General features: G+C 42.6%; 13 protein-coding genes. 12 read left to right on the top strand and 1 reads right to left on the bottom strand.

Going from position 1 to position 17,245, the window contains the following annotated elements; translation table 11 throughout:
• Positions 1-267: 267 nt before the first annotated feature.
• The 10 genes from QZT26_RS05455 to arfB all read left to right on the top strand — a co-directional run bounded on the left by QZT26_RS05455 (position 268) and on the right by arfB (position 14,177).
• A complete protein-coding gene (locus QZT26_RS05455) occupies positions 268-759 on the top strand; it encodes a ferritin family protein (RefSeq protein WP_295101132.1) in 492 nt (163 codons plus the stop codon).
• 211 nt (positions 760-970) lie between these two features.
• Positions 971-3,301: a glycoside hydrolase family 15 protein gene (locus QZT26_RS05450; protein WP_295101131.1), complete on the top strand. Its 2,331-nt coding sequence runs from the start codon at positions 971-973 to the stop codon at positions 3,299-3,301.
• The gene (locus QZT26_RS05445) at positions 3,298-5,754 is read left to right on the top strand and encodes a response regulator (RefSeq protein WP_295101129.1); all 2,457 of its coding nucleotides are present in this window, start codon (positions 3,298-3,300) and stop codon (positions 5,752-5,754) included. The genes QZT26_RS05450 and QZT26_RS05445 overlap by 4 nt, the downstream gene beginning before the upstream one ends.
• A 173-nt stretch (positions 5,755-5,927) precedes the next feature.
• Entirely contained in the window at positions 5,928-6,299 is a 372-nt protein-coding gene (locus QZT26_RS05440; RefSeq protein ID WP_099325112.1) for a response regulator, read from the top strand.
• A gap of 96 nt (positions 6,300-6,395) precedes the next feature.
• Entirely contained in the window at positions 6,396-7,130 is a 735-nt protein-coding gene (locus QZT26_RS05435) for a response regulator (RefSeq protein ID WP_295101128.1), read from the top strand.
• Between the two features lies 1 nt (position 7,131).
• Positions 7,132-8,616 carry a PAS domain S-box protein gene (locus QZT26_RS05430; protein WP_295101127.1) on the top strand — a complete coding sequence of 495 codons (1,485 nt, stop codon included), beginning with the start codon at positions 7,132-7,134 and terminating at the stop codon, positions 8,614-8,616.
• A 354-nt stretch (positions 8,617-8,970) separates the two neighbouring features.
• The gene (locus QZT26_RS05425; protein WP_099325115.1) at positions 8,971-9,417 is read left to right on the top strand and encodes a response regulator; all 447 of its coding nucleotides are present in this window, start codon (positions 8,971-8,973) and stop codon (positions 9,415-9,417) included.
• A gap of 16 nt (positions 9,418-9,433) precedes the next feature.
• Entirely contained in the window at positions 9,434-12,007 is a 2,574-nt protein-coding gene (locus QZT26_RS05420) for an EAL domain-containing protein (protein ID WP_099325116.1), read from the top strand.
• A 697-nt stretch (positions 12,008-12,704) separates the two neighbouring features.
• Positions 12,705-13,745, top strand: a complete 1,041-nt coding sequence (locus QZT26_RS05415) for a zinc-dependent alcohol dehydrogenase family protein (protein WP_099325117.1) — start codon at positions 12,705-12,707, stop codon at positions 13,743-13,745.
• 18 nt (positions 13,746-13,763) lie between these two features.
• Positions 13,764-14,177, top strand: coding sequence for an alternative ribosome rescue aminoacyl-tRNA hydrolase ArfB (gene arfB / locus QZT26_RS05410; protein ID WP_099325118.1), 414 nt, complete (start codon positions 13,764-13,766; stop codon positions 14,175-14,177).
• A gap of 45 nt (positions 14,178-14,222) precedes the next feature.
• Here the strand turns inward: arfB and QZT26_RS05405 are convergent, their stop codons facing one another.
• On the bottom strand, positions 14,223-14,921 hold the full coding sequence (locus QZT26_RS05405; RefSeq protein WP_099325119.1) for a hypothetical protein: 699 nt from the start codon (positions 14,919-14,921) through the stop codon (positions 14,223-14,225).
• 303 nt (positions 14,922-15,224) lie between these two features.
• Here QZT26_RS05405 and QZT26_RS05400 point away from each other — a divergent pair, with 303 nt between their 5' ends.
• Both QZT26_RS05400 and QZT26_RS05395 read left to right on the top strand, forming a co-directional pair.
• Entirely contained in the window at positions 15,225-16,451 is a 1,227-nt protein-coding gene (locus QZT26_RS05400) for a tetratricopeptide repeat protein (protein WP_099325120.1), read from the top strand.
• Positions 16,452-16,525: 74 nt separating this feature from the next.
• Complete coding sequence (locus tag QZT26_RS05395) at positions 16,526-17,011, top strand: response regulator (RefSeq protein ID WP_099325121.1); 486 nt, start codon at positions 16,526-16,528, stop codon at positions 17,009-17,011.
• Positions 17,012-17,245 lie beyond the last annotated feature (234 nt).

The following is a 17,245-nucleotide window of genomic DNA, read 5'->3' as shown; positions in this document are numbered from 1 at the left end:
AAATTCATCTTTTAAAAAAATCCATTAAAATGGTATACTTCTAACAATTAAAATTAAGATGCAAAATATAATTGTAAGCAACGCCTCAGTTTTTTGAAAAAAACCATTAATAGCGATGTTTGCCGCAATAATGTAGAGGCGAAGCATTTGTTATAAATAAGTTCATACCCAAACGGGCAAATGCTTCGCCCCTACTTTTTCAAAAAACCAAATTGTTGCAATTGTATTTGATCTCCTGACAAATTAACTCTGTATTTTGGGGGAAAAATGGTAAATGAGAAAAGCGATGTATTGAAAAAAATACTCGAAACTGCTATTGTGCAGGAAAACAAATCTAAAAAATTTTATTTGAAAATGCGGGATCAAATACAAAATGAAGATGCCAGAAAGCGTTTAAAGCTGATGGCTGACTCAGAACAAGAACATGAAGAAATAGTTACTTCCTGGTATGAAGAGGCATATGGAAAAACATTTGATCCTGAAAGTATCACTTCGCACGAAAACAGACTTGATGTACAAAAACTTGACGACAATGCAGCGCTCATTGATGTTGTACGGCTTATTGCGAAGGCGGAAAATAAGGCATACCAATTTTACAAAAATGCCGCTTTTACCGCCAAAACACCGGAAGAAAAAAAATTATTTGAAACCCTTGCCAGCGCTGAACAAATGCATGCAGATCAATCTTTGACCGAGCTGGATATGCTTGCCGGCGAGGAATTCTTTTTTTCAGACGAGGAGATCCCCTGGGAAATATAAAACAATCGTGACACTTTAGATTTTTGAAAAACGCAAGAACGCAAGAACGAGAGGCAAGGATGTCCGCCGTCCCTATATCGGGCGGCAAACATCGTTAGTATTGGAATTTTTCAAAAGACTAAAGTGTTACGTATTTTCGGTTTTTTCCGGCAAAGAGCAAAATGATTCTTTGCCATCAACTATTACCACTAAAGTTAAAAGGTTTGCAACTATGCCCAGAGATATTCCCGTTGGAAACGGATCATTATTGGTGACCTTCGATTCAAGCTATTCGGTTCGGGATTTTTACTTCCCTTATGTTGGAAAAGAAAACCATACCAGGGGTTATCCATGCCGGTTTGGGCTATGGACACAGGAAGGTTTTTCATGGATTAATCCCAAAGAATGGAATATTTCTTTGGGGTATCTTGATGAAACGTTGGTGACTGCTGTGTTCCTCCGTCATGAAAAGCTGCGCCTTCAACTCATGTGTAATGATGTAGTTGATTTTGAGAAAAATATTTATTTGCGGAAAATGATAATTAAAAACTCCGCCCCAACAGAAAGAGAAATACGCCTTTTTTTCCATCAGGATCTGAGTGTTATGGAAAATGAAATCGGCGATACGGTGTTTTACGACGCAAAACAAAACTGCCTCATTCATTATAAGGGTCCCCGTTACTTTTTAATCAACTGTTCGGCCGGAGACGTGTGGGGGGTGCGCGAATACGCTACCGGCATAAAACGGCACCAGGGGGCGGAAGGTACCTGGCGTGATGCGGAAGACGGCATTCTGGGAGGTAATCCAATTGCCCAGGGATCTGTAGACTCGACAATCGGCATTTCCCTGAAAATCCCTCCTTTCGGAGAATCGGTTGCATACTATTGGATTGCCGTCGGCAGGACGTATGCCGAAGTAAATTTGTTAAATAATATTCTTTTAAGCGAAAAGCCGCAAGCCATACTCGACCGTACTGCAAGCTACTGGAAACATTGGGTCAATAAAGAGGAATTTAATTATGGGAACCTTCCGGCTGAAGTAATTAATCTCTTTAAACGCAGCTTGTTGGTGCTTAAAACACAGATCGACAACGGCGGGGCAATTATTGCTGCAAATGATTCGGATATCCTTCAATACGCAAAAGATACCTATAGTTATATGTGGCCAAGGGATGGCGCTTTAGTTGCACATGCGCTCATGAGCGCTGGCTATAGCACTGTCTGCAGAAAGTTTTTTGACTTTTGTGCGAACGTGGTTGCTCCGTACAACTTTTGTGCAAGTGTTATGGTAGAAGACGGCTTTTTATTGCACAAATACAACCCTGACGGTTCATTCGGCAGTTCGTGGCACCCTTGGGTAAGAGGAGAAGAAATACATGTGCCTATCCAGGAAGACGAAACAGCCCTTCTTCTCTGGGCGATTGGGCAATATTATGACATGTACCGGAAAATCGATGTAATACGCCCGCTATACCATTCGTTTATTGAAAAGGCCGCAGATTTTCTTGTAAGCTACAGAGATGATGAAACGGAATTGCCCCTCCCTTCGTATGATCTTTGGGAAGAAAGACGCGGTATTTTATCGTTTACAGTAGCTACCGTATATGGAGGCCTGATGGCCGCGTCAAGGCTCTCCGAAATATTCAATTACACGGAAAAGACAAAACTATACCGGCAGACTGCTGAAAAAATTAGAAAAGCGATGGATCAATATCTTTATAGTGAAAAGCTTAACCGGTTTTTACGCATGATAGTTCCGAAAGAAGAAGGTGGATTTGAAATAGACGAAACTGTTGACGCAAGCCTTTACGGGCTGTTTGCCTTTGGCGCTTACCCACCGGATGATGTCAGAGTACAAAACACTATGAAGGCAATTGAAGAGGTCTTGTGGGTAAAGACGGAAATAGGAGGAATTGCCCGATACGAAAGGGATACTTATCAGCGTGCCGGCAATGATGACTCAATTCCAGGGAACCCCTGGATTATTTGCACTATGTGGCTGGCGCAGTATTATATTGCAATTACAAAATCCGTGAAAGACCTTGATAGGTCAATATACTATTTAAAATGGGCTGTTTCACGCGCACTGCCTTCCGGCGTGCTTGCGGAACAAATTAACCCCTTTACCGGAGAGCCGATGTCTGTCTCACCCTTAACATGGAGCCACGCCACCCTCGTTCAAACAGTCATGGACTACCTGAAAAAATTACAAGAACTGCATACCTGCGGGCAATGTGGCAGATCAATATTTCTGCATGAAAGGGATGGCAGGCAGCAAATAAAAAAACATCTGCCCGGGAACCTTGTTTCTTTTGAGGAACAAGACGTCTGCCAGTATGCCGATAACGTAATCTTAAAGAAAAATGGCGCGGCTATCTCTGTAAATATAGACAAAAATAAATGTGTTGGCTGCGGAATTTGCGCAGTAAGAGCCGGCGATGCGATTGCACTTGTAAATGATAAGGCAAGGCTTGTTCCGGAGAAAACAGGCACGTGGGATGTTGAGGAAGGATTTGAAAAGTGTTGTCCGTTAGGGGCTATTCTCGTTAAAAAAGAAACATGAAAATAAGACATAAACTGGTAATCATTTTGGCAGTTTTACTGATCGCATTGAACGGTATCGTGGGGTTTTTTATCTACAAGCAAACACGCCAGGAATTCACAAAAGAAATCCGGGGAAAGGCAAAAATGCTGGTGATACAACTGGAAACGACACGGAATTATCTTGCCTCCATCATGCATAAAATAGAACTTAACGAGCAAACAAAAAAATTTATTCCTGCCGTTGCCACAAACGCCATCAGTAAAAATTTTGCAGAAAAAACGGGTTATGTCATTAAACAGACGAGCTTAAGATACCGGAATGAAGAAAACAAACCCGATCTCTTCGAAGAAAAAATACTCAGGAAAATGGAAGAAGACCCTACTATTAAGGAATACTGGGCAGACGATGTTATTGATGGAAAAAGAGTAGAACGTTACCTATATCCGCTATATGTAACAAAAGACTGCCTTCTTTGTCACGGGCCAAGAGAAAGGGCACCACCGGTTGTGCGGGATTATTATGATGCGGGCTATGATTACCAACTGGGAGAAATAAGGGGGGCATTCAGCGTCATTATACCAAAGGAAATAGCTGAACAGCGGTATGCCGCGGCTATTATATTTTTCATTATTATTGGAACGGCAAGCATTTTACTGGTAGTGGTCATTATATTTTTAACCACAAACAAATTCCTGAAGCCTATAGAAAAATTAACTGCCGCCGCCACGGCCATTAAAAAAACCGGCGATTTAACAACAAGGGTAGAAATTTCAACCAATGATGAAGTCGGGCAGTTGGGAGAAGCTTTTAATGACATGTCGGACAAGTTGAGGTCATCGTATGCTATGCTGGAGCAACGTATTACTGAGAAAACAGAACATTTACAAAAGGCGGTCTCTGCGCTGAAGCGTGCGAACAGGATGAAATCAGAGTTTTTAGCCAATATGTCTCACGAACTCCGTACCCCTCTTAACGCAATAATCGGATTTGCGGAGGTGCTGAAAGATAAACTCTGCGGAGAGTTAAATGCCGAGCAGGAAGATTTTGTTAAGGACATCCACAGCAGCGGGAGACATCTTCTGCAAATGATTAACGATATACTGGATTTGTCAAAAATCGAAGCTGGCAAGATGGAACTGCAGTATGAATCATTTCTTGTATCCGACGCCATCGAGGATGTCTATACTATTTTAAAAGGCCTGGCCAAAAAGAAGCAGCTTCAGTTAAAAACGGTTATACAAGAAGATGTGAAAGATATTGAAGCAGACCGGGTGAAATTTAAACAGATATTATACAACCTTCTCTCAAACTCCATAAAATTCACGCCGCAGAATGGTACAATTACAACAAATGCAGCTATTGTGGACGGAAAAATGCAGGTTTCCGTGTCTGATTCAGGCATAGGGATAAAACCCGAGGACCGTGAAAAAGTGTTTAAAGAATTCTGGCAGGCAGACAGCTCGTTTTCAAGAAAATATGAAGGCACAGGGTTGGGACTTGCTTTAACCAGGAGGATTGTTGAGATGCACGGGGGAAAGATTTGGCTCAAAAGTGAATATGGGAAAGGGAGTACTTTTTATTTTACGATTCCAGTAACAAAATCTCAAAGAATCCTGCATCCGGAGGATGAGATGGCTACGGTATGTCCCATATGCGGCGAGGAGGTAGGGGATGAAGGAACACATGTGCATAAGCTGTCCCCGGTAGTAACAAAAGGAAAAAAAACTATTCTCGTTATAGAAGATAATCGTATGTCTGCCAATCTCCTTACCTTATATTTAACGAATGCCGGATATAACGTCGTTGTAACGGCAGACGGAGTAGGTGCAGTTGAAAAGGCGAAACAATGCAACCCGTTCCTGATTACGCTTGACATTTTGCTGCCGGGAATTGACGGATGGGAAGTCATTTCTAAACTGAAGGGCGATAAAGATACCGCTCACATACCGGTAATAATCGTTTCAATCTTTGACAACAAAGAACTTGGGTACAGTCTGGGTGCTGCTGAATATCTGATAAAACCTGTAGGCAGAAAACAGCTAGTAGATGCAGTAAATGCGGTTGCCAATACCTTAAAAACAAAAGAAGAACCAGTGAAGATTCTCGTGGTGGACGATGACGAGAAGGCGGTCAAACATATAACCACTATTCTAAAAGAAAAGGGGTGTGATGTTTTAAAGGCGTACAGCGGCGAAGCAGGCATCAACCTCGCTTTAGAAAAGCACCCTGATATTATCATCCTGGACCTGATGATGCCGGGCATGAGCGGATTTGAAGTCATAGAAATATTAAAAGCACATCCGGTTGCAAAAGAAATCCCTATTATTATTTGCTCCGCAAAGGATATTACACCGGAAGAGAAAAAAGAATTAAACGGCAACATACTGGCCTTAATTCAAAAGGGAAGTCATACTGAGGAGGATCTCCTTATGGCAATCAGGAAAATAGAGCAAACCCACCATAAAGGATAGTGGTACCCCTATAATAAAATGAAACATCCATAAGCCGTTGCTCACAAGGGGAGATAAAACTTCCACTAGTCGAAGGCTCACAAAAGGGCATGAAAAATTTTATTTTTAAACAGCCAAATTCATTTTCGAAAGAAAATTACTATACAACCGATATATCGGGAAGGGGACAATGAATGTCGAATAAAAACGTAATGGTAGTAGAAGATAATGAAAAAAACAGAAAATTGATACGCGTCGTGCTTAAAGCAAAGGGATATAATGTCATCGAAGCAACTACCGGCGAGGAAGCATTAAGTTTGTTGAAAGAACAAATACCGGATATCATTCTTATGGACATACAACTTCCAGGGATTGACGGGCTGACACTGATACGGCAAATCAAAGCCGATGCCGGTAAAAAAGATATTCCCATAATAGCGGTAACTGCCCATGCCATGAAGGGGGACCAACAAAAGATACTGGATACGGGTTGTGACGCATATATGAGCAAACCTATTGATACAAGAGAATTGCCTCTTACTATAGAAAAATATTTAAAAAAATAAATAGTCTGTTCAGAACACAGAAAAAAGGACTTTGTAGTTGCTATTCCTGTATTTTGACAGGCATTACTTTTATCAGAAAGAGAACACGGGTATTCTATGGCAAAAATACTGGTAGCCGATGATATAACACAAAATGTCAAATTGCTGAGGGTTATTTTAACAGCCTTCAAATATGAAGTAATCGAAGCATATGACGGAGAAGAGGCTTTAAACAAGGCAAGAACGGAAAAACCTGATTTAATTTTGCTTGACATAATGATGCCTAAGATTACCGGATACGAGGTTTGTAAAAAATTACGCGCGGATGAGGCAACAAAAAACATCCCGATAATAATGATTACCGCTTTGCATGAAATGGACGACCGCATTATGGGGATTGAGGCAGGTGCGGATGATTTTATCAGCAAGCCCTTCAACAAAACAGAACTCCTTGCAAGGGTAAAATCATTGCTTCGTCCGAGAACTGCGGCAGGCAGGGAGGATGAATCTGAAATACTCAACATAATACTGGCAAATATAGATGAAGGCGTTGTTGTGGTCAACGGTCAGTGGGAAATTAAAAATATTAATCAAACCGCACAGCAACTATTGCAAATCCCAGGAACGGAGCAAAAGGACATGCTTGCCCGCCTCTCGCAAATGGAGCTGACAACACCCGTTGATGCGCTTGCCAACGCACAGGAAAAAGACACAAATTTCCAGATATCCATTTCCAAAGGACAGCCGCCGGTAAAAATAAACGCCCGGTTAATAAAGATTTTAGATGCAGATAAAAAGTTGTCAACCGGTGTACTGATTATGAAGAACCATAGAGAAAAAGAAGATAACTAAAATGACTACATTATTTGAAGATGGCTTGCACGGTCTTAACAAGCAACATCTTTCCATGCTCATACATAGCATAGAACATGGCTCAGGGTCCGTTATCGTTACCGACGTAAAGGGCTGTATCCAATATGTCAATCCTGCCTTTGTTAAAATAACCGGATATGCCAGAGAAGAGGCCATTGGAAAAAATCCACGCATATTAAAATCCGGAGAAACCCCTCACGGACAGTACAAACAGCTCTGGGAAACCATTGTCTCCGGAAACGAATGGGAGGGGGAATTCCACAACCGGAAAAAGACCGGAGAATATTATTGGGTCTTTGCAACCATTTCCCCAATGAAGAACGAAGAAGGGGCCATTACCCATTTCATTGCAATTCAAAGAGAAATCACGGAACGCAAGCGTAAAGAAGTACGCTTCAATGCGTTTGTCAAAAACACGGCGGACGCCCTTATTGCCATTGATGAACAGGGCGTTGTAGAACTATTTAATCCTGCCGCTGAAAAGATGTTTGGTTATAAAAAAGAAGAGGTTGTTGGCCAAAACGTTATTATGCTCATGCCGGAATCATACCGCAAAAAACATGAAGATGGGTTAAAAGGATATTTGAACACGGGAAAGGCCAGAATACTTGGCACAGGGCCTATCGAACTGGAAGCACTGCGAAAAGACGGAACGGCTTTCCCTATAGAATTAACGATAGGAGACGCCCGCCTGGATGAATATTTTACCTTTATTGGCATTATCCGCGACATTACCGAGCGCAAATGGGCGGAACAGAAATTGATACACTCTATGGAAGAATTGTCCCGTTCCAACGCAGAACTTCAGCAATTTGCCTATGTCGCATCGCATGACCTGCAGGAACCGCTGCGTATGATTACCAGTTATACCAAACTACTGGAGCGCCGTTATAAAGACAAACTTGATTCCAATGCCAATGAATACATCGCCTTTGCAGTGGACGGCGCAATGAGGATGCAACAGCTCATTAATGACCTGCTGGCATATTCGCGTGTGACTTCCCGATGCAGGAATTTTGAACCTGTTAATTGCACGGAGGTGTTTAACCGTGTTGCCAAAAACCTTAAAATAGCCATTGAGGAAAGTGGGGCTGCAATAACCCAGGATCATTTGCCGGCTGTAATGGCCGATCCCTCTCAGCTCACACAATTATTTCAGAATCTTATTGGCAACGCCCTTAAATTCCGCGGAGAGGCGCCTCCGCGTGTACATGTTTCTGCTGAGAAAAAAGAGAGTGAATGGATATTCTCTGTCAGCGACAATGGTATCGGAATAGACCCGCAGTATTACGACCGCATATTCATTGTTTTCCAGAGATTGCATGGCAAAGAAGACTACCCAGGATCCGGGATAGGGCTTTCCATTTGCAAAAAGATCGTTGAACGCCATTCCGGACGGATATGGTTAAAATCAGAGCCGGGGAAAGGCGCTACATTTTATTTCTCACTGCCCGTAAGAAATTAATTCAAAGGATAGTACCTTACTGGTAATTTCTTTGCACACTTCCATTCGCCAGTGCGTGCTTTTTGGCAAAATATTTAATGGTAAAATCCGAAATTCTAAATTTCAATTTTCAAATATTTAAAAACCCGGTTTTTTAAAAAACTAAAGTGTTACGGTTTTGTTCATTGGGATTTTGTATTTTGGAATTTGTTTCGTGCTTCGTATTTTTTATCTCGTGATTGTTTGGTTCTGGCGATGACAGCGTAGGAATTTCAATGTTAATGTAGAGACGCATTGCATGCATCTCTACATTGACATCAATAACAGAATAAAGTCGCTGCTAAAGGCAGCCTAATTTATGGAGATGATTCATATATGCATACTTTATCAAATATCAGGCCTGTTGAAATTCTGCTGGTGGAAGATAATCCGGGCGATGTTCGCCTTACGCAGGAAGCCCTCGAAGAAAGCAAGTTGTACAATAATCTCACGGTAGTTACCGACGGTGTTGAGGCGATGAGATGCCTCCGCAAGGAAGGTAAATACGCTGACGCAACAAGGCCCGATATTATCCTGCTGGATTTGAATTTGCCAAAAAAGGATGGCCGCGAGGTGCTTGCAGAAATTAAAACTGATGAAAAACTGAAATTAATTCCTATTGTAATCCTGACCACATCAAGCAACGAGGAAGATATACTTAAGTCGTATGGCCTCCATGCGAACTGTTACGTAACCAAACCTGTTGATTTTGATGAATTCATAAAGATTGTGCAGGCTGTCCATAATTTTTGGTTTAGTATTGTGAAACTCCCCGCAGAATAAAAGAGATGCTATTGTTATGAAAAATGAAATAAAGGTGCTTTTGGTAGAAGACAACCCTGGCGACGTATACCTGGTTAGGGAAATGCTGGATGATATACAAAGCGTATCCTTCAGCCTTGAGTGCGCCTACCGCCTTTCTTCCGCATTGCAGAAACTGGAAAATGATTTTATAGACGTTATTCTCCTGGACCTTTCACTGCCTGACAGCCAGGGATTAAAAACATTCTGTTCAATACAAGCACATGCTTCAAGAACGCCAATTGTTGTGTTAAGCGGACTTGGCGATGAAGAGGTCGCAGTTGAAGCATTGAAGAAGGGTGCGCAGGACTACCTGATTAAAGGGAAAATAGACGGAGATTCACTTGCCCGCACCATGCGCTATTCCATGGAACGTAAGCAGATCGAACTGGAACTGCAGGACGGAAAACAGCGCTATAAACGACTTGTGGAAATACTGCCCGATATTATCTATAGAATTGACGCAAACGGCTATTTTACCTTCATAAATGAAGCCGTGCAGGTCTTTGGCTATGAGCCTGACGAACTCATCGGCAAACATTTTAGTGAACTGATACACCCTGATGACTTGAAAAAAGTAAGTCGCTCCGAAGTGCTGTCAGAATATTCAGGAAAGACAAGCGACTACAAAACCACGCCTAAATTGTTTGACGAACGAAGAACCGGACAAAGAAAAACCACAGGTTTGCAGATACGGGTAAAATCAAAGAAATCCCCGGAGTACATGGAATACACCATTCAGATTATAAAATGGCCCAAAAAGCATGAAAAGATCATTGAGGTTGCCGCTACAGGACATTACGACTCCGATATTATGAAGAACGATAAGCGATTCGTCGGAACCGTCGGCGTAATAAGAGATATTACCGGGAGTAAACACGCGGAGGAAATGATCTGTACGTTGTCCCTTGCCGTTGAACAAAGCCCGGCAATGATTGCCGTCACCGATACGGATGGCCGCATTGACTATATTAACCCGAAGTTCTGCAAAGTGACCGGCTTTGAACCGGAAGAAGTTCTGGGAAAAAATCTGATAGACATCATACAGCCCGGCGGTGAATCTTTATCCATGGCGGATAAAACGTTGTGGAAAGCAATCACCTCGAAAGGAGAATGGAAGGAAGCATTTTCCAGCAGGAAAAAACACGGAGAACTCTTTTGGACATCACTGTCTCTTTCCGCTATCAAAAGCAATGAAGGATTTATTTCCCATTATCTCGCAATTATGGAAGATATCACAGAGCATAAACAGGCGGAAGAAAGAATCCATTATCTGGCGTACTACGATTCACTGACTGCTTTGCCAAACAGGGAATTATTTCACGACCGTCTTAATATGGCAATAATACACGCTCATCGCAAACAACAAATGCTGGCAGTGGCATTCATTGATATCGACAGATTCAAAAAAGTCAACGATACACTGGGGCATAGCACAGGAGACCGCCTCCTGAAGATAATCGCAGACAGATTAAAAAGCTGCATACGCGAAGAAGATACGGTCAGCCGTCAGGGAGGAGACGAATTTGTGCTATTATTGACGGAAATTTCCAGGATGGAAGATGCAAATGACGTCACACAGAGAATTTTAAAGAAATTAAAAGAGCCGGTAATCATAGACGACCATGATCTCTGCATTAGCGCCAGTATTGGAATCGCCCTGTATCCGGGTGACGGCACAACAGCGGAAGCATTGCTGAAAAATGCCGATTCCGCCATGTACATTTCAAAGGAAAGCGGCAGGGACAACTATCATTTTTACTCCTCAACTGTGCAGGAAAAAGCCTACGAGCAGCTCCTCGAAGAAATGTACCTGCGCCGTGCCCTGGAGAACAGGGAGCTGGTTTTATACTATCAGCCGCAGGTGAATATTGCTACAGGGCGATTGGTTGGCATGGAAGCCCTTTTGCGTTGGAAACATCCTAAAAAAGGATTGATTTCCCCCGCAGAATTTATACCATTGGCGGAAGACACCGGGCAAATCGTGCCTATCGATTTCTGGGTGTTGCACACGGCCTGCAAACAGAACATGGCATGGCAAAGAGCCGGCCTCCCTTCCGTACCCATAGCGGTAAACATTTCAGGACATACTTTTGGACGCGAAAACCTGATAGATTTTGTGAATAACGTCTTACATGATACCCGTATGTCTCCCGATGCCCTTGATCTTGAGATCACGGAAGGTATTGCCATCCAAAACCTGCAAACCACCATTTACAAACTGAATAAATTGAAAAGCCTCGGGATTCAGATCACTATTGATGATTTTGGTACGGGCTTTTCCTCTTTAAGCTATCTCAGTAAATTCCCTATACAAAAACTCAAAATTGGCATGACATTTATTCATAACCTACATAAAGACCCGACTAATTCAGCGATTGTAAAAGCAGTTATCGCCATGGCAAAAAGTCTTCAACTTACGGTAATTGCTGAGGGCGTAGAGACAGATGAACAATTTGAATTTCTCCAGGGGCTGCAATGCGATGAATTCCAGGGCTATCTTTGCAGTAAAGCAGTGACGTCAGAAGAAATGGGAAGGTTTCTGGCAAAAAATGCCGGGAAGTTACTTTAAATTTATGTTTAGGAATTTCAATATTTTTATAGAGACGCATTGCAAGCGTCTCCCCGTTTACTATACCGGCCGCATTCCCGATTTTTTGTGCAACTATTAAGCGTAAACATTACACGACTCCAGGCGGGTTCAGGTTACAAATCTGAACCCGCGAATGTAGTTTCCATTGCCATTACGTTCCCAAACAGATACTTCACTATGTTCAGGACAAGATTTGAGAACGAGTTGTGCTTCGGTAGTTTAATAGATTACGCTGAATAGTTCTTTTTTGTAACCGTTCAGAGGGGTCAGGACGACACAACCCTGACAGGGTTCAGAACCATGTCAGGGTTAACACTACGGCAACGTTTCATTAAAACATGGCAAAAGTTACAAAAAATCAGGAATACCCCCCATTTTTCTTGGTATTGTGTTTGCCATGTTCTACTTTGGAACCCTGTAAGGGTTGTTTCGTACGGAGCCGATTTTGCGCCAGAGTTTCTATATCAACAGTTATGCCTTAACTACGCGCTTAAGCCGACGCCAAAAACTTAAAGCGGCTCTGGTAAGCGGAAAAACAATAGCGTAAAATGTAACTTCTCAATAAGTTGAGGTTTTTATAATAATTTCTACAGTCTACAGTAGGCAATCCACAATTTGCCGACTGTACGTATTCCCAAAAAATTGATACCGTGTTATTATAAAATAAGGGCATCTTATGAGAGTGGCAGTATATGAAAAATTTGCTCAACCATTGACTATTCAAGAGGTGCCTGATCCAGCGCCTGAGAAAACCGGCGTGGTGATTCGCGTGGGAGCTACCGGAATGTGCCGGAGTGACTGGCATGGATGGATGGGACACGATCCCTGCATTCGTTTGCCACATGTTCCCGGACACGAAATTGCAGGTGTTGTTGAAGAAACCGGGAAGGAAGTGTCACTGTGGAAGAAGGGAGACAGGGTGACCCTTCCGTTTGTGTGCGGATGCGGTGCATGCCCGCAATGCGCTTCTGGGAATCATCAGGTTTGTGACCGTCAGTCTCAGCCGGGATTCACCCATTGGGGTTCTTTTGCGCAGTACGTGGCAATCGATTATGCAGATGTTAATTTAGTACAGTTACCGGAAGATATTGATTTCGTAACCGCGGCGAGCCTCGGATGCCGCTTCAGCACTTCGTTTCGCGCAATTGTTGCACAGGGGAAGGTTTCAGCCGGGCAGTGGGTTGCTGTGCATGGATGCGGAGGCGTTGGTTTGTCGGCAATTATGATTGCAAGCGCCCTGGGGGCGAATGTTGTGGCGGTTGATATACAAAAAGAGAAACTTGATTTTGCCGGATCGGTTGGAGCTGTTGCGTTGGTGAATGCCGGGGAGGTGGAGGATGTGGCAGGAGCTATATTGGACATAACAAAAGGCGGGGTGCATGTTTCTGTCGATGCGCTTGGAAGTTCAAATACATGCTTTAATTCAATAGCTACTTTAAGAAAACGGGGGAAACATCTCCAGGTCGGACTGATGCTGGCGGAACACCGGCATCCCCCTATACCCATGGACAAGGTGATCGCAAATGAACTCGAAATACTGGGATGTCATGGAATGCAGGCGCATGAATACGGCGCTATGTTGGAGATGGTTTGCGAAGGGAAATTACGTCCGGAAAAATTGATTGGAAAAACAATCGGCCTTGAGGATGCGGCGCGTGAACTTCCAGACATGAACCGCTTCGGGTCTGTTGGTGTGATAGTAATAAATGAGTTTTAAAGGTAAGTGTAATACTATATGGTAAAAATATCCAATAAGGTAACCATTCCGATAGACGAAATATCGATGCACCCAATTCGTGCGCAGGGTGCGGGAGGGCAGCATGTCAACAAGGTTGCCACTGCTGTTCAGTTGCGCTTCGATATCAATGCGTCGTCGTTGCCTGATTTTTATAAAGAAAGGCTTTTATCGCTGAGTGACCGCCGTATTTCAGGAGAAGGGGTGATCGTTATCAAGGCGCAGAAATATCGCAGCCAGGACAAAAATAAAGAGGATGCGCTCAACCGGCTGCGGGATTTTATAAAAAGTGCGGTTATTGTGCAAAAAAAACGGAAGCCCACGAAACCTAAAAAAGCTGCAAAGGAAAAGCGTTTGGAAAGTAAGACGAATCGTGGACGATTGAAGATATCGAGAAAACCAGTGGAGTATTAAAATGCATTTGCCTGTGGGGCTGATTTTTTGCAGTTTGCGTTTTTATCAGTACTGAACGAAGTAGGCATCTTTAAAGGTACTCCCTTTATAGTTGATGCCTCTGATCTTTTCCCTAAGTTTTTTTGCCTCATCCGTAGAAACATCGGCAAAATCACCAACGTCCACCGACAATAGCTTGCCGTATTGATATATCCTTGCTTTATGGATGCCATTGCTTTGCAGATATGCTATCAGTTCTTCCGCGCCTTTTTTATTCTTTTCTATGTTCTGCAGGGTAACTATCCGGAGACTCCACATGTTATTTTGGGGTGCGGCGTCTGTTAGAATGGAAGTCTCTTCTGTTTGGGGTGACTGGCTATCCTGCGCTTGTTGTAGTTGCGCTGAAGACATGTTTGCTTCTTCAGATACCGGCTTCATTTTGCGGAATTCTTCCGATAAGGTGTTGATAGTTTGCAATATGCCTTGATTTATACTGCCCATTTTGCCGACTGATTTGGCGAGTTCCGCAATGTCTTTGTTGTGTTTTTGGGTTGCATGGTCAACCATGTCTTCCATCACGCTTATTTTGGCGTCATAACCGGCAAAGCGACGGCTATTGTCTCTGCTGGTTTTGCCCGTGAAAAAAAGCATAAATAAAAAAGCAACTATTGCCTGAGATGCGAGTATGGCCGCCACTTTTATTGCAATTCGTTTAAGGCGGTTTCCCTCTTCGTTGATTCCTCGTATTTTGTTAATAAAATGCATATCGGATACCGGGGTTATTTTATGGTTTCTGTTGATAAACGGTAATAGTTTTGTATTTTGAAAATTCTAAGTAAAGTGAAACGTAACCCGGCAGGCCATGTTGTTTTCCCCTGACGGACACCTGATAACCGGACGATACACGTCACTATCCAATTCATTATTGGGAAGTATGGTACTACATGAGAATACGCAAGTCAATGCGTTTTATGTATTTGGACAGTGCAACGCAAAAAACTTCTAAAAATCGTATCTGATTGCTAAGGAAACACACAATATTTTGCCAAAACAGGAAGGGGTAAGTGTATGAATAGATGCTTTCAAAACGTTATACTTGGTGCAATTTTCGTATCTGTGGCGGGAGGTTCTGTCTGTGTAATGGCGCGGGATGCGGCTACTTACCTGACGAATAAAATCAAACCCGCGGTTGTTTCTCTCACGTCTTTCGATAAAGACGGGAATGAGTTTAATCAGGGGGGTGGGTTCATTATAAATGAGCGAGGCGATATTATTACCCATAGTAAAGTATTCATGGATGCGCATAGTATTCGGGTTAAAAACTTTCAGGGCAATAGCTATTCCGTAACAAAAATTCTTGCGGAGGATAAAGAAGGCGGCCTTGTGCAATTGGCAATCGACAATTTTGAAAGCAGGGCGTCTCCTTTGCCGTTGACCATGATCCTGCCCGGTGTAAATGAACAAATCATGGTGATAAATAATTCATTCGATTCAGGACATTTTGCGGTGACTGGAGTTGTCTCCGGGGTTTCTGAAATTCCGTTGTTCGGAACTATAATAAGGATAAAGGCGTCGTTTCCGCTTAGTTGCATTGGAAGTCCTGTGGTAAATATGAATGGTGAAGCCGTGGGTATTATGGCCTTCATTTCTACCGGTGGGGAAGGTTACGCTCTTGCCTGCGAAAGGCTTAAAAGCCTTGTTCCGGTAAAGGAGCAATCATTTTCTGAAAGGAGAGGTTTGGGGGAGATTTCCGAAGAGGCATTTTATGGGGAAGGAATTTTCCTTATCGGAAATGAAGAATATGAAAAGGCAATTTCCTTATTGGAAAAGGCAATAACTAAAGACAGGAACTATGCCCATGCATACTTTCAGATTGGTTACTGTAAAAATAAGCTTGGCAATTATCCCGATGCAATAAAAAACCTGAAACAGGCGGTTCGTTTGAAACCGGAATTTCCGGAAGGGCACTTCCAGCTTGGCATGGCATATTTTATGCAAAAACAATATAAGGGGGCGGTTGAATCTCTCCTTGATGCGGTGCGCAGCAATGCGCAATTTTTTGAGGCATATTTCATGCTTGGTTTAGCCTACACGGCTCTTGAGCGGCATCGTGACGCCATTGAGGCATACTGGCAAGCCATTGGTATTAACAAGGATGTTCCGGAAGTACATTTTCATCTGGGTATGGCATATTTGCAAACAAAAAATAAGCTAATGGCATATGAGGAATATAAAGTACTTAAAAATATGAACAAGCATCTTGCATCAAAGCTTTTTAAGATGATTTATCAATGAGGCCGGGCTTCACTTCATACCTTCATACCTGAGGATGCGTTATTTACCCGGATTTAAATGAAAGAAAGCCTGCCATGCGAATGCGTAAAATACTCATTGTTCACGAAACCAGGATATTGCGAACATTACTCAAAACATACCTTATCTCCGCGCTTAATGATGTTGTTATCATCGAGGCGCCTTCCGCAGCAGAAGCTTTGGAAAAATTTAAAGAACAAAAATTCGAGGTAATTATTTGCGGTATGCAATTTAAACAAGCAAACGGCATTGCTCTTTTCAAAGAGTTAAAAAATGAGGAAATAAACAAAGATACGCCCTTTATTATTGTGACTTCCACAGGTTCGAAAGAAAATGATATTCAGCATTATTTTTTATCTCCCTTTACACCTATAGAATTAAGGGAAAAAATCAATACGGTTTGCGACCCACGTCAATGGTGTGCGCACGACAGTATAAGTATGCCGGATGCCAAGGCCATAATCCACGTTAATAATGACCCCATTGATGCAGGCATAATCAATGCGATAACACCTGCACAAAATCTTACAACGACTTGCTGAACAGCACCCATCTCACCGTTATATTCCCTCCCCGGTTTGATAACATACAACGGATGTTCACCCCAAGTCAAAAAACAAAAGTGCCGTAAAAGCCTTATATTTATTGGCTTTTACGCCGAACAGCAAGCTTTTTTCTAGTGACTACCCGTATGTTCCGGCTTGGCAATACTTCTGGCAACTTTATCTGTAATGCCTCTAATAATTCATGTGATTGTTGCCGCGGACGCGGGATCT

Source organism: uncultured Candidatus Kuenenia sp. (assembly GCF_900696675.1).
Classification (GTDB): Bacteria; Planctomycetota; Brocadiia; order Brocadiales; family Brocadiaceae; genus Kuenenia; species Kuenenia stuttgartiensis_A.
Note: the sequence above shows the minus strand (reverse complement) of the source record. Positions and strands in the feature narration are given on the sequence as shown.

What these genes read in the sequence shown, in the direction of transcription:
- QZT26_RS05445 (WP_295101129.1), top strand. Translation starts at nt 3,298, where the DNA reads ATGAAAATAAGACATAAACTGGTAATCATTTTGGCAGTTTTACTGATC.
- QZT26_RS05415 (WP_099325117.1), top strand. Translation starts at nt 12,705, where the DNA reads ATGAGAGTGGCAGTATATGAAAAATTTGCTCAACCATTGACTATTCAA.
- QZT26_RS05430 (WP_295101127.1), top strand. Translation starts at nt 7,132, where the DNA reads ATGACTACATTATTTGAAGATGGCTTGCACGGTCTTAACAAGCAACAT.
- QZT26_RS05400 (WP_099325120.1), top strand. Translation starts at nt 15,225, where the DNA reads ATGAATAGATGCTTTCAAAACGTTATACTTGGTGCAATTTTCGTATCT.
- QZT26_RS05420 (WP_099325116.1), top strand. Translation starts at nt 9,434, where the DNA reads ATGAAAAATGAAATAAAGGTGCTTTTGGTAGAAGACAACCCTGGCGAC.
- QZT26_RS05395 (WP_099325121.1), top strand. Translation starts at nt 16,526, where the DNA reads ATGCGAATGCGTAAAATACTCATTGTTCACGAAACCAGGATATTGCGA.
- arfB (WP_099325118.1), top strand. Translation starts at nt 13,764, where the DNA reads ATGGTAAAAATATCCAATAAGGTAACCATTCCGATAGACGAAATATCG.
- QZT26_RS05450 (WP_295101131.1), top strand. Translation starts at nt 971, where the DNA reads ATGCCCAGAGATATTCCCGTTGGAAACGGATCATTATTGGTGACCTTC.
- QZT26_RS05435 (WP_295101128.1), top strand. Translation starts at nt 6,396, where the DNA reads ATGGCAAAAATACTGGTAGCCGATGATATAACACAAAATGTCAAATTG.
- QZT26_RS05440 (WP_099325112.1), top strand. Translation starts at nt 5,928, where the DNA reads ATGTCGAATAAAAACGTAATGGTAGTAGAAGATAATGAAAAAAACAGA.
- QZT26_RS05405 (WP_099325119.1), bottom strand. Translation starts at nt 14,921, where the DNA reads ATGCATTTTATTAACAAAATACGAGGAATCAACGAAGAGGGAAACCGC.
- QZT26_RS05455 (WP_295101132.1), top strand. Translation starts at nt 268, where the DNA reads ATGGTAAATGAGAAAAGCGATGTATTGAAAAAAATACTCGAAACTGCT.
- QZT26_RS05425 (WP_099325115.1), top strand. Translation starts at nt 8,971, where the DNA reads ATGCATACTTTATCAAATATCAGGCCTGTTGAAATTCTGCTGGTGGAA.